This is a genomic window from Streptomyces sp. KM273126 (genome assembly GCF_004337435.2).
GTDB lineage: Bacteria > Actinomycetota > Actinomycetes > Streptomycetales > Streptomycetaceae > Streptomyces > Streptomyces acidicola.
The window spans coordinates 5104083-5116176 of record NZ_SJXB02000001.1; the positions used below are offsets into that span (position 1 = coordinate 5104083).

Consider the following 12094-nt stretch of genomic DNA (forward strand, 5'->3'; position numbering starts at 1 on the left):
TCGGACGCCTCAGTAACTGTACCATCCAGAAGGTATAGTTACGGGTGAGGGAGTCGGGCTGCTCTGCGGGACTCATGACAGCCGGCGACGGCTTTCCGTACGCCGTCGCCGGTGCGTCCGTCGAGGAGCAGGTGGCGGTGCCCGGTCGTCAGGTCTGTACCGAGGGCTTCATGTACCGCCACCACCCGGGCACCACGCTGGCCCGGCAACTGGTCGCCGACGGCGCCATCGGCACCCTCAAGCACATCCGGTCCGCGCTCACCGTCAACGTTCCCGAGGGCGACATCCGCCGTTCCCGCTCACTCGGTGGCGGTACCCTGCTCGACCTCGGCTGCTACTGCGTCAGCGCCACCCGTCTCTTCGCGGGCACCCCGGAACGCGTCTACGCGGAAGCCGTACACGACGACGGTCCCGACGGCGTCGACCTGAGGTTCTCGGCCACGATGCGACTGCCGGGCGGCGTGCTGGCGCAGTTCGACGCGGGAGTGGACCTGCCGCGTCGCGACGAACTCGAACTCATCGGCAGCGCGGGCCGCATCATCCTCAGCGACCCCTGGCTGTGCCGCGAGAAGACCATCGAACTCGTCCGCCACGACGGCACCCACGAGCACCTGCCCATCGACCCGACGGGCCGATTCGCCCTCCAGGACGACGGCGCCGTGTACCGCCATGAGTTCGAGGTGCTCTCGGAGACGATGCGCAACGGCACGGAACCGGCCTTCGCCCGGGCGGACGCCATCGACCAGGCCCGGGTCATCGAAGCCCTGCGCCACTCGAGCGAGCAAGGCACACCCGTCCGGCTGGGCACCTGACACCGAGGCACCGGGCCGGAGCCCCGGGAAACGCCCCGCGCCGACGGCGACCGCCGTGGCGGCGCGGGGCTCACCCCGCAGCGGTGGGACCTCGCTTACCGCGAGCCGCTTTGTCGCACCGCTGCTCATGGTTCCCCCGTTGCCCGTTTCCGGGCGTTTCCCCGTTGCCCTTCCCAGGGCGTTCCCCCGTTTCAAGGCCCGCCGCCCCCGTGCCGGCGGGCCTCCTGTGCCGAGAATGTGCCCGCGCCCGGGGGCTGGTGAAGCCTCCGGGCGCGTCTTCAGAGCTTGATTTGAGGGTGGCGTAGACGGCCTACGCTCACTGGCGTACGCAGGGACGTGCCGACGGGGTACGTCGACGGGCGTGCCGACGGCCGTCCCGGCGCGGGCTGCTGGTTCCGGGCGGCGCCGGCGCTTGGGCGCGACGGGACAGATGTCAGCGGCGGCGCCGCCCGGAAGTTCGGGGAGGGGGACGACGTCAGACCTGTGCGCCGGAGAGGCGCTCCACGGCGCGCAGCAGGGCCGAGTGGTCCAGGCCGCCGTCGCCCTGGGCGCGAAGACTGGCGACGAGCTGGGCGACCACGGCGCCGACGGGGAGGGGGGCGCCCACGGTGCGGGCCGCGTCCGTCACGATGCCCATGTCCTTGTGGTGCAGGTCGATGCGGAAGCCCGGCTTGAAGTCGCGGTTCAGGAAGTTGTCCTTCTTCCGTGTCAGCACGGTGGAACCCGCGAGCCCGCCGCCAAGGACGTCGAGCGCCGCCGCGAGGTCGACGCCCGACTTCTCCAGGAAGACCACGGCCTCGGCGCAGGCCTGGATGTTCACGGCGACGATCAGCTGGTTCGCGGCCTTCACGGTCTGGCCCGAGCCGTGCGGGCCGCAGAGCACGATCGTCCGGCCGAGCGCCTCGAAGACCGGTTTCGCCGCGTCGAAGTCGGCCTGCTCACCGCCGACCATGATGGACAGCACGGCTTCGATCGCACCGGCCTCACCGCCGGACACGGGGGCGTCGAGGACGCGGATGCCCTTGTCCCCGGCGGCCGCGGCCAGGTCGATCGACGTCTGCGGGGTGATGGAGGACATGTCGATCAGGAGGGCGCCCGGCCTGGCGTTCTCCAGGATGCCGTCCGGTCCGTACGCGACGGCCTCGACCTGCGGAGAGGCGGGCACCATCGTGATGATCACGTCGGCGTTCCGCACCGCCTCCGCCACGGACCCGGCCACGGTGCCTCCGGCGGCGGCCAGCCGGTCCAGCTTCTCCTGCTCCAGCGTGTAGCCCGTGACCTCGTAACCCGCTTTGATCAGGTTCTCGGACATGGGGGAGCCCATGATGCCGAGGCCGATCCAGGCAACCGCCGGGTGGGTCGGGTGCGAGGAATCCGCGCGGGCCGGGTGTGAGGAGTCTGCGAGATTGTTGGTCATGGTGAGGCTGCCTCTCGGGACGGGGGCGGTGTTCAGCGGGCGGCACGCGCCTCGCGCGGAAGCCACTCGAAGGCCTCGGCGCTCGGCCGGTCGCCCGGCTTGTACTCCAGGCCCACCCAGCCCGCGTAACCGGCCTTGTGGAGCTGGTCGAGCAGCTCCTGAAGCGGGAGCGTGCCCGTGCCCGGTGCGCCGCGGCCGGGGTTGTCGGCGATCTGTACGTGACCGGTCCTGTCCGCGTACGTGGCGATCACCTGCGGCAGGTCCTCGCCGTTCATGGACAGGTGGTAGAGGTCCATCAGGAACCGCGCGTTGCCGAGGCCCGACGCCCGGTTGACCTGGTCGACGACCTCGACGGCGGCCGGCGCCGACACCAGTGGGTACCGCGGTGACTCGGGCTTGTTGAGGGCCTCGACCAGCAGGATCGCGCCGATCCGGTCGGCGGCACGGGCCGCGAGTACCAGGTGCTCCAGGGCGAGTTCGTCCTGCTCGGCGGGGTCCGCGCCGTCGACGCGGTTGCCGTACAGAGCGTTGAGCGCCGTGCAGCCGAGGGAGGCGGCGAAGCCGGCGGCCACGTCGATGTTGGCGCGGAACCGCTCCGACTCCTCACCGGGGATCGACAGGGCTCCGCGGTCCGGCCCGGGCAGCTGCCCCGCATAGAGGTTCAGCCCCGTGAGTTGGACCCCCGCGTCCTCGATCGCCTTCTTCAGGGCGTCGAGCTCGGACCGCTCAGGCGTGGGCGCATCGACCCAGGGCCACCACAGCTCGACCGCGCTGAAGCCGGCCGCGGCGGCGGCCGCGGGGCGCTCCAGGAGCGGGAGTTCCGTGAAGAGGATCGACAGGTTGACGGTGAAGCGCTGGTCTGCGGCGGTGCTCCATTCAAAGCCTGACATCGGCGCGAGGCCTCTTTCCATATTACGGAAACATATTTCTGCTCAATGGAAGGCTGCCCGGGGCTGGAGGTGGCTGTCAAGAGCGCTCACACAACGGGCCCGGGGTGAGTTGGACGCCGGAAGGCCGTACCAGCCGCCGGACGGCTGACCGACATCGGACCAGGCACTCGACATCATCCGCGTCGCGCGCCGAACATCATCCGCGTCGCTCCGCGAACGCCCCGACCCGGTGTCCGCAGGCATGCCCTACGGCCGGTCTGCGCATCTCTGCTGATCGCCGCGGGGGATTCGTTAAGGTCGTGTCGAAGCGACTGGGGCACACCAGCAGTCGGAGGACTGAGGGGACGCGCAGGTCAGAGCCGATGCCATGGGGGCGCAGTGCGACTGAGAGTGGAGTTCACGACCGAGCCCTTCGATCTCGACGAGCCGCCCGCGCACGCGCTGGTCGCCCGTGAGGTCATGGAGACGGCAGCCCTCGATGACGTGGAGGTCGGCCCCTTCGGCAACACCGCGGAAGGCCGGGCCGACGCGGTGCTCAGCGCTGTCGACACCGTGCTGCGCAAGGCTCTGGAAGCCGGCGCCACCCGTGTGTCGTTGCAGGTGAACGTGATCAACACGGCCGGGGAGGGTGGCAGGTGACCGGCATCGGGGACGACCCCTTCCTCGCGGCGGTGAAGCCGCTGGTCGACGCCATGGGCGGCGAGATGCTGCCGCCCGGCGAGGCCGGCCCCGATGACGTGGTGCTCTCGTGGGAGGGCGCAGACGTCGTCGCCGTACGGCTGCCGCAGCTCGCCGAATCGCTCGACCACATCCTGGCCGCCATGGAGCGCAAGCAGGGCAAGCCCCTGGCCGAGTTGGACCGCAAGGCCAAGCAGCAGGTCGTCCGGACTCTGGAGGCGCGCGGCGCCTTCCTGGTGCGGCACGGCGTGGAGACCGTGGCCGGCGCGCTCGGCGTCAGCCGCTTCACCGTCTACAACTACATCAACTACGCCAACGAGCAACGGGCCAAGGCGCGCGGGAGCGAAGCGGGGCCGTTGTAGAGCTCGCCCGCATGTCAGATCAGGACGGGCCGAGGAGGACGGGAAGTTCCGCCAACCCGCGGAACGCGGGGAACGGTACGGTCAGCCAGCGTGAGTCCTCCGGTGCCTCGGCCAGAGCCATGTCCGGGTACCGCTCGAAGAGCGTGGTGAGGGCGATCTGCATCTCCAGGCGTGCCAGCGGGGCGCCGATGCAGTAGTGCGGGCCGACGCCGAACGTCAGATGGTCCGCCTGGACGTTCGGGCGCTTGACGTCCATCCGGTTCGGATCGGTGAAGGCTTCCGGGTCACGGTTGGCCGCGGCGATCGAGATCTGGACGAGCGCACCCTTGGGGATGAGCGTGTCACGGATCACGACGTCTTCCTTCGCGTAGCGGAACGTCGAGTTCTCCACGGAGGTCTCGAACCGGAAGATCTCTTCGATGGCCGAGTTCATGGCACCCGGGCTCTGGAGTGCCAGCCGCTTCTGTTCCGGTTGGGCGAGCAAATGGTGGACGGCGTTGCCGATCTGGTACGCGGTCGACTTGTGGCCGGCGAACAGCAACACCCACGCTGTGGAGACCAGTTCGTGGTCGGTGAGCGCGCCGTCCTGGTCCTGCGCTGTGACGAGTGCGCTGAGCAGGCCGCCGTCCGGCTCCAACCGCTTCCGTGCGATCAGACCCACCAGATAGTCGCGCAGATTGCCCTCGGCCGCTTCCAGCGCTTTTCTCGCCTCTGGACCGAAACCGGTCCGAGCGACGGTGCTGGACCACGCGTGGGCCTGCTTGCGTTCGTTCTCCGGGACGCCCAGAAGCTCGCAGATCACCACGAGTGGCAGCGGGAAGCAGAACTCCGGCAGCAGATCCACGGGCCCCGAAGCCGAGCACCGGTCCAGCAGTTCCTCAGTGATCTCCTGGACACGTGGACGCAGTGACTCCACCCTCTTCGGGGTGAAGGTGCTGCCGACGATCCTCCGGAGCCTGGTGTGCTTCGGCGGGTCCGAGAAGAGCATGTTGTCGTCCAGGGCGATCGACGAGTCACCGAAGATGCGCTGGTAGGCGTCGATGCCGCCGTACATGTCCTTGCTCAGACGAGGGTCGGCCAGAGCGGCACGGGCGTCGTCGTACCGGGTGATGAGGTAGGTCTCGACCCCATGGGGAGGGGACAGCGGGCACACGGGTGCTGTCGCCCTGAGCGTGGCGTAGACGGGATAGGGGTTGGCGCGAAACTCCCGACCGCAGGACGAGGCCGCGGCCGCGGCCTCGTCGGACGACATTTCCTCAGATGCGAGCGCTTCCGTCATGGCTGGTCCCAGGGATCGAGTTGCAGGCGGGGTGGTGACCGCAGAGGTGCGTTCCGACGGTCAGTGCCACGGTTTCCCGTGCGTCGCCGTGAAGTAAACGTCACTGGGCCATACGGGCCGGGTCGCCATGTGAATTGCGCGAAACACTCCGTTGACCCGGTCGGCCCATCGCGGGGCGCGCTCCGGTCGCGTGCGCAAGTGCCCGTTGATACACACTGATTGACAGGCACCGTCCGTGATGTCTCGGACCGGGCCCCGCCGGATGGATGGGAAATCAGTGAGCGGACGCGCAGCGGCATCTGTACCGGTTCTCATCGTGGGCGGATCCCTGGTGGGCCTTTCCACCTCCGTTTTCCTGGGGCGTCTTGGGATTGAGCACATGCTCGTGGAGCGGCATGCCGGGACATCGATGCACCCACGCGGCCGTGGAAACAATGTGCGCACCATGGAGATCTTCCGGACCGCCGGTCTGGAAGCACGCATTCGGAAGGCCGCCGCCGCGCTCGCCGGAAATGACGGTGTTCTTCAGGTGGACACCCTCGCCGGGAGCCGGCACCGCTGGATCATTCGGGATATCTCGGCAGGCACGGACGTTTCGCGGGTCAGTTCCTCGAACTGGTGCCTGTGCAGTCAGAACGATCTCGAACCGGTGCTGCTGAGCCGCGCCCGCCGCCAGGGCGGAGATATCCGCTTCGGCACCGAGATGCTTTCCTTCACGCAGGGCCGAGAAGGAGTCCAGGCCAGGATGAGGCGCCGGGACACCGGTGAGACCCATACCGTGAATGCCGATTTTCTGGTGGCCGCCGACGGGCCCAGGAGCTCCATCCGAAAATTTCTGGGAATCGACCAGTCGGGGCCCGGGGATCTGTTCCACAATGTCAGCATCACGTTCCGGAGCAAGAAGCTCAAGGACTGTATCGGGGAAAAACCGTTCGTTGTCTGCTATATCACCGATCCAATCGGTGAAGGTGCTCTGCTGCCGGTGGACAACGAGGAGCGCTGGGTGATCCATGTTCCTTGGCACCCGGACAGCGGCGAATCCCTGGAGGATTTCACTGACGAGCGCTGTGTCGCGCACATTCGCGCGGCCGCCGGCGTTCCGGATATCGATGTGGAAATCACCGGAAAGGCGCCCTGGCACGCTTCCAGTCGTGTCGCTGACAGCTACGCAAGAGGTCGGGTTTTCCTTGCCGGTGACTCGGCGCATGAAATGCCGCCCACCGGGGCGTTCGGTTCCAACACCGGAATTCAGGACGCGCACAATCTCGCCTGGAAGCTGGCAGCGGTGCTCCGCGGCTGGGCGGGCAGGCCCTTGCTGGACACCTACCAGCAGGAACGACGTCCTACGGCCCTCGCGACCATCGCCCGGGCGTGCCTGCAGGCGGTTGAGGAGCAGCACCCGGGATTCAGTCCCGAGGAGGGGCGCAACAACGACCCGGCGGACATCATGACCGTGGCCCTCTGCTACCGGTATGCGTCGGATGCCGTCGTGGGTGCTTCCCCGGAGCGGTCGGTTGTGCCGGAAACCTTCGAGCTCGGCGGTGAACCAGGCAGCCGTGCACCGCATATGTGGATCACGCGAGAAGGCGTCAGGATCTCCACCCTGGATCTGTACGAGCGTTCCTTCGTGGTCCTCTCCGGACCCAGAGGCCGTGCGTGGCGGGACGCGGCAGAAAGAGCATCGGGAACTCTGGGTGTTCCCGTTGATGCGTATCTCGTGGGAAGCGGCCGTGACTGCGATCTCGTTCCCGAGCCGGGTGCCGACTGGGGAAAGGTGCACGGCACGGCCGAAGACGGTGCCGTGCTCGTGCGCCCGGACGGTTGTGTGGCCTGGCGGGCGCATGCCGGGATGCCGCATGCCGAGCGCGAGCTGACGAATGTGCTGCGCACGGTGCTCTGCCGCGACTGAGCGTTCCCTGAAGTCCCCCGCACCGCCGTGACGTCACGGCGTCCGGTGAATTAGGCGAGAAGCAGAGAAGAGGACATGGCGATGACGTTCGTGGGAGACCCTCAGTTCCAGGACGGCCGTGTGGACGTCCACCACCACTTCACCGCGCCGGCCTGGCTGGACTGGGCGGAAGAACGAGGCGTCGTCAAACGCGAAAAGCTGCCCTGGTGGACGCGCTGGGACCTGAGTACGGCCCTGGACGTCATGGACAAGGCGGGCATCGGAACGGCCGTCATGACGGTGGCGATGCTCGGCCGGCTCCAGGAGCGCGCGGAACGCCAGGAAAGCGCGCGAGTCGCCCTGCGGGCGGCGGCCGACGTCGTCGAGAGTCATCCCGCGCGCTTCAGGTTCTTCACACCCGTGTTCCTCGACGACCTGGAACTCTCCACGTGGAGCCTGACATACGGCCTCGACGAGCTCGGTGCCGTCGGAGTGAGTACGAGAACCAGCATGAACGGTGTCTATCTCGGCGACGAAACGCATGACCGCCTGCTGAATGAACTGAACGAGCGGTCCGCGGTCATCAGCACACACCCCATGGAAGTACCGGCGGGAAACGACCGCGGTACGGGCCTGCCGGGAGTGCCTCCCTTCGTCTGCGACTTCCTCGTGGACACCACGCGCGCTGCCATCAACCTCATCAAGAACGGCACCCTGGACCGCTATCCGAATCTCACCTTCATCCTCCCCCACGGAGGGGGCTTCCTTCCCTACATCGCCACACGGCTCGAACTCTTCGGCGGGCATCTCACCCCCGAAGTCGAGCCGGGCCGGGTCCGTGACTACCTGCACCGGTTCTACTTCGACACAGCGGGACCCATGTCCCCCTCGGCCACACCCACCCTGATGGCCACCGTGGATCCAGATCACATCCTCTTCGGCACGGACTGGCCGCCCACCCCCGGACACGTGGTCACCGACATCACGACACCCGCCCTGGACAACGACCCGGTCATCTCCGGCCGGCAACTCCACGGGATCAACAGGGAGAACGCCATGCGTCTGCTGGGTCTGAACCCGTGATGCCGCGTCGCTGCCGCGGCGGGCCCGCAGCAGCGCGCCGCGGCCCGGCCTCTCGATGACCGGAGGCCTTCGTAACCTCGATTTTTCAACAATCCGTTGACGTCGTGTCGCCGGAGGGCGTTAGCTGTTCGCACAGCCCGTCCAGCGACACACGCCACGGAGGCCCCGTGACTTCGAGTTCTTCCACGCCGGGCCCAGGGCCTGTGTCGGAAGTGGCGCCTGCCGGGCGACGTCTGGCACGCTCCCCCACTGCCTCAAGGGCGTGGGAGGTACCCCCACTCGCCGCACCGGGCGAAAGCCCAAGTACATCCGGTCCATCAACGGGGTCTTCCGCCCGGCACGCCGAGAGTACGCACCAGACGCCGCCCGGCCCGCCCTTCGGGCGGACGACGCCACTTCCGACACAGGCCCTGGCCACTTTCAACGCCCTGGAGGAGCACACGGCCACAGCGGCGCTCCATGAGGCCTGCGCCTCGGCGGAGTGGGGGCGCAGGCTGCTCGCGGGGCGGCCGTACGCCACGGCCGACGACCTCCTGCGCGCCAGTGACGCCGCCATGGCTGAACTGAGCAGCGCGGACCTTCAGGAAGCGATGGCCGGGCACCCGCCGATAGGCCGCCCCAAACCCGGCGACCCCACCTCGGCCCGGGAGCAGCGCGGCATGGCCGGCGCCTCCGAGGAGCTCAGGGCCGAGATGCTCGAACTGAACCTGGCCTACCAGGACAGGTTCGGTCACGTCTTCCTGATCTGCGCGACCGGACGCACCGGCGAGCAGATGCGCGACGCGGTCAGGGAACGGATCGGCAACTCGCCCGAGCGGGAGCGCGAGATCGTCCGCACCGAGCTGGGCAAGATCAACCGCATCCGGCTCACCCGACTCGTCGAAGAGGACGCACCCGCATGAGCACCGGCAGCGCGCTCCCGCCGAGGAGTTCCGTGTCCACGCACATCCTGGACACCAGCGTCGGCCGTCCCGCCGGGGACGTCGCCGTGCACCTTGCCGCCCGCTCCGGACGCGACGCGCCCTGGCAGCCGCTCGGCGGCTCCGCGACCGACGCCGACGGACGCTGCAAGGACCTCCCGGCCCTGCCGGAGGGGACCACCCATGTACGGCTCGACTTCGGCGTCGAACCGTACTTCAAGAAGAAGCAAGCCGATGCGCAGCAGGACGCCCCCGCGAATCGGGACAGCGGCGCGTTCTTCCCGGAGGTCACGGTCACGTTCGCCGTGACCCCGGGCGAGCACTACCACGTACCGCTGCTGCTCAACCCGTTCGGCTACTCCGTTTACCGAGGGAGCTAGCTATGGCAGTCAATTCCCGCCCCGCCCGGGCCGTGCTGGGACAGAACCAGTACGGCAAGGCCGAGACCCGGGTCGTGAGGATCACACGGGACGGCGCCACCCACCACATCAGGGACCTGAACGTGTCGGTGTCGCTGAGCGGCGACATGGACGAGGTCCACTACTCCGGCTCGAACGCGAACGTCCTGCCGACGGACACCACCAAGAACACGGTGTACGCCTTCGCCAAGAAGCACGGCGTCGAGTCCGCCGAGCAGTTCGGCATCCACCTCGCCCGCCACTTCGTGACCTCCCAGCCGTCGATCCACCGGGCCCGCATACGGATCGAGGAGTACGGCTGGGACCGTATCGAGCACGGTGCCGAGGGCGCGCACTCCTTCGTCCGCACGGGCCAGGAGACCCGCCTCGCCCAGATCACCTACGACGGCGCGAGGTGGGAGGTCGTCTCCGGCCTCAAGGACCTGACGGTGATGAACTCGACGAACTCCGAGTTCTGGGGCTACGTCAAGGACACGTACACGACGCTCCCAGAGGCGTACGACCGTGTCCTCGCCACCGATGTCTCCGGCCGCTGGCGCTTCGGCTGGGCGGACGGCGAGGAGCAGGCACCGGACTGGGACGAGTCGTACGAGCAGGTCAGGAAGCACCTGCTCCAGGCGTTCGCCGAGACGTACTCGCTGTCGCTGCAGCAGACCCTCTACGCCATGGGCGCGCGGATCATCGAGAACCGGCCCGAGATCGACGAGGTCCGCTTCTCGCTCCCGAACAAGCACCACTTCCTGGTGGACCTGGAGCCGTTCGGGCTGAAGAACGACACCGCCGACTCAGCCGTGTACTTCGCCGCCGACCGCCCGTACGGCCTCATCGAGGCCACCATCCTGCGGGACGGCTGTGAGGAGCGGATACCCGCCGACCTCACCAGCCTCTGACACGGACACGGACACGGACACGGACACGTACACGGACACGGACAGGGACAACGGAACTCGGAAGGAAGAGGACGACTCAACGATGGCTCAGCGCATCGTCATCGAGAACGCGGCGATCGCGACCGTGGACGCGAAGGACACCGAGTACGCCTCGGGCCATGTGGTCGTGGCCGGCAACCTGATCGAGTCACTCGGCGCGGGCCGGGCCCCGGAGGGCCTGGAGAACGTCGTACGCCGCATCGACGCCACCGGCCACCTGGTGACCCCGGGACTGGTCAACACCCACCACCACTTCTACCAGTGGATCACCCGGGGCCTGGCCACGGACCACAACCTGTTCGACTGGCTCGTCGCGCTCTACCCGATCTGGGCGCGCATCGACGAGCGGATGACGTACGCGGCGGCGCAGGGCTCCCTGGCGATGATGGCCCGGGGTGGTGTCACCACCGCGATGGACCACCACTACGTCTTCCCGAGGGGCACCGGCGACCTGTCGGGCTCCATCATCCGCGCCGCCCGCGAGACGGGCGTCCGCTTCACCCTCGCCCGGGGCTCGATGGACCGCGGCGAGAGGGACGGCGGGCTGCCCCCGGACTTCGCCGTCGAGACCCTCGAAGGCGCCCTCGCCGCCACCGAGGCCACCGTCGACGAGCACCACGACGCTTCCTTCGGCGCCATGACCCAGGTGGCCGTCGCCCCCTGCTCGCCCTTCTCCGTCACCACCGAACTGCTCAAGGAGGGCGCCGAGCTGGCCCGCCGCAAGGGCGTACGGCTGCACACCCACGGCTCGGAGACCGTGGAGGAGGAGAAGTTCTGTCACGAGCTGTTCGGCATGGGCCCGACCGACTACTTCGAGTCCACCGGCTGGCTCGGCGAGGACGTGTGGATGGCGCACTGCGTCCACATGAACGACTCCGACATCGCCGCCTTCGCCCGGACGAGGACGGGTGTGGCCCACTGCCCCTCGTCCAACGCCCGGCTGGCGGCCGGTATCGCGAGGGTTCCCGACATGCTGGCGGCCGGCGTCCCCGTCGGCCTCGGTGTCGACGGCACCGCGTCCAACGAGTCCGGCGAACTGCACACCGAGCTCCGCAACGCCCTGCTCGTGGGGCGTCTCGGCCCGCACAGGGAAGCCGCGCTGAACGCCCGTCAGGCCCTGCGGCTCGGCACGTACGGCGGTGCCCAGGTCCTCGGCCGCGCACGGGAGATCGGCTCCCTGGAGCCGGGCAAGCTCGCCGACCTGGTGCTGTGGCGGATGGACACCCTGGCCCACGCGTCGATCGCCGACCCGGTGGCCGCGCTCGTCCTCGGGGCGGCCGCACCGGTCACCGCGTCCTTCGTGGGCGGCGAGCAGATCGTGGAGAACGGGCGGCTGCTGCACGTCGACGAGGACGCCGTCGCCCGCTCCACCCGGGCGGAGGCACGGCGCCTCGCCGACATCGCCGCGCGGGGCTGA

Annotated in this window: 12 protein-coding genes; 9 read left to right on the plus strand and 3 right to left on the minus strand. The window is 68.6% G+C overall.

Annotated features, from left to right (window positions below):
- The first annotated feature begins 74 nt into the window (after nt 1-74).
- Nucleotides 75-812 (plus strand): Gfo/Idh/MocA family protein, encoded by a 738-nt coding sequence (locus tag E0500_RS21785; RefSeq protein WP_131560679.1) that lies wholly within the window; start codon nt 75-77, stop codon nt 810-812.
- 475 nt (nt 813-1287) lie between these two features.
- Here E0500_RS21785 and E0500_RS21790 read toward each other — a convergent pair whose 3' ends face one another.
- Nucleotides 1288-2229 carry a 2-hydroxy-3-oxopropionate reductase gene (locus E0500_RS21790; protein WP_131560678.1) on the minus strand — a complete coding sequence of 314 codons (942 nt, stop codon included), beginning with the start codon at nt 2227-2229 and terminating at the stop codon, nt 1288-1290.
- Between the two features lie 32 nt (nt 2230-2261).
- Complete coding sequence (locus tag E0500_RS21795) at nt 2262-3119, minus strand: TIM barrel protein (RefSeq protein ID WP_131560676.1); 858 nt, start codon at nt 3117-3119, stop codon at nt 2262-2264.
- Between the two features lie 378 nt (nt 3120-3497).
- On the opposite strand from E0500_RS21795, the gene E0500_RS21800 reads away from it, so the two are divergent.
- Together E0500_RS21800 and E0500_RS21805 are read left to right on the plus strand one after the other, a co-directional pair.
- The gene (locus E0500_RS21800; protein WP_131560674.1) at nt 3498-3758 is read left to right on the plus strand and encodes a hypothetical protein; all 261 of its coding nucleotides are present in this window, start codon (nt 3498-3500) and stop codon (nt 3756-3758) included.
- Complete coding sequence (locus tag E0500_RS21805; RefSeq protein ID WP_131560672.1) at nt 3755-4159, plus strand: helix-turn-helix domain-containing protein; 405 nt, start codon at nt 3755-3757, stop codon at nt 4157-4159. The genes E0500_RS21800 and E0500_RS21805 overlap by 4 nt, the downstream gene beginning before the upstream one ends.
- Before the next feature lie 19 nt (nt 4160-4178).
- Here the strand turns inward: E0500_RS21805 and E0500_RS21810 are convergent, their stop codons facing one another.
- On the minus strand, nt 4179-5438 hold the full coding sequence (locus E0500_RS21810) for a cytochrome P450 (protein ID WP_131560670.1): 1260 nt from the start codon (nt 5436-5438) through the stop codon (nt 4179-4181).
- Nucleotides 5439-5700: 262 nt separating this feature from the next.
- Between E0500_RS21810 and E0500_RS21815 the strand changes: the two genes are divergently transcribed.
- The 6 genes from E0500_RS21815 (at nt 5701) to E0500_RS21840 (ending at nt 12094) form a co-directional block, all read left to right on the plus strand.
- Nucleotides 5701-7347, plus strand: coding sequence for an FAD-dependent monooxygenase (locus E0500_RS21815; RefSeq protein WP_131560668.1), 1647 nt, complete (start codon nt 5701-5703; stop codon nt 7345-7347).
- 81 nt (nt 7348-7428) lie between these two features.
- On the plus strand, nt 7429-8409 hold the full coding sequence (locus E0500_RS21820; RefSeq protein WP_131560666.1) for an amidohydrolase family protein: 981 nt from the start codon (nt 7429-7431) through the stop codon (nt 8407-8409).
- 410 nt (nt 8410-8819) lie between these two features.
- Nucleotides 8820-9311 (plus strand): 2-oxo-4-hydroxy-4-carboxy-5-ureidoimidazoline decarboxylase, encoded by a 492-nt coding sequence (gene uraD / locus E0500_RS21825; protein ID WP_131560697.1) that lies wholly within the window; start codon nt 8820-8822, stop codon nt 9309-9311.
- On the plus strand, nt 9308-9709 hold the full coding sequence (gene uraH / locus E0500_RS21830; protein ID WP_131560664.1) for a hydroxyisourate hydrolase: 402 nt from the start codon (nt 9308-9310) through the stop codon (nt 9707-9709). Before uraD ends, uraH begins: the two co-directional genes overlap by 4 nt.
- A 2-nt stretch (nt 9710-9711) precedes the next feature.
- Entirely contained in the window at nt 9712-10638 is a 927-nt protein-coding gene (gene pucL, locus E0500_RS21835) for a factor-independent urate hydroxylase (protein ID WP_131560662.1), read from the plus strand.
- Nucleotides 10639-10720: 82 nt separating this feature from the next.
- The gene (locus tag E0500_RS21840) at nt 10721-12094 is read left to right on the plus strand and encodes an 8-oxoguanine deaminase (protein ID WP_131560660.1); all 1374 of its coding nucleotides are present in this window, start codon (nt 10721-10723) and stop codon (nt 12092-12094) included.

Excerpts from the sequence above, each read along its gene's own strand:
- E0500_RS21795 (WP_131560676.1), bottom strand. The coding sequence starts at position 3,119 with ATGTCAGGCTTTGAATGGAGCACCGCCGCAGACCAGCGCTTCACCGTC.
- E0500_RS21810 (WP_131560670.1), bottom strand. The coding sequence starts at position 5,438 with ATGACGGAAGCGCTCGCATCTGAGGAAATGTCGTCCGACGAGGCCGCG.
- E0500_RS21820 (WP_131560666.1), top strand. The coding sequence starts at position 7,429 with ATGACGTTCGTGGGAGACCCTCAGTTCCAGGACGGCCGTGTGGACGTC.
- pucL (WP_131560662.1), top strand. The coding sequence starts at position 9,712 with ATGGCAGTCAATTCCCGCCCCGCCCGGGCCGTGCTGGGACAGAACCAG.
- uraH (WP_131560664.1), top strand. The coding sequence starts at position 9,308 with ATGAGCACCGGCAGCGCGCTCCCGCCGAGGAGTTCCGTGTCCACGCAC.
- E0500_RS21785 (WP_131560679.1), top strand. The coding sequence starts at position 75 with ATGACAGCCGGCGACGGCTTTCCGTACGCCGTCGCCGGTGCGTCCGTC.
- E0500_RS21790 (WP_131560678.1), bottom strand. The coding sequence starts at position 2,229 with ATGACCAACAATCTCGCAGACTCCTCACACCCGGCCCGCGCGGATTCC.
- E0500_RS21840 (WP_131560660.1), top strand. The coding sequence starts at position 10,721 with ATGGCTCAGCGCATCGTCATCGAGAACGCGGCGATCGCGACCGTGGAC.
- E0500_RS21815 (WP_131560668.1), top strand. The coding sequence starts at position 5,701 with ATGGATGGGAAATCAGTGAGCGGACGCGCAGCGGCATCTGTACCGGTT.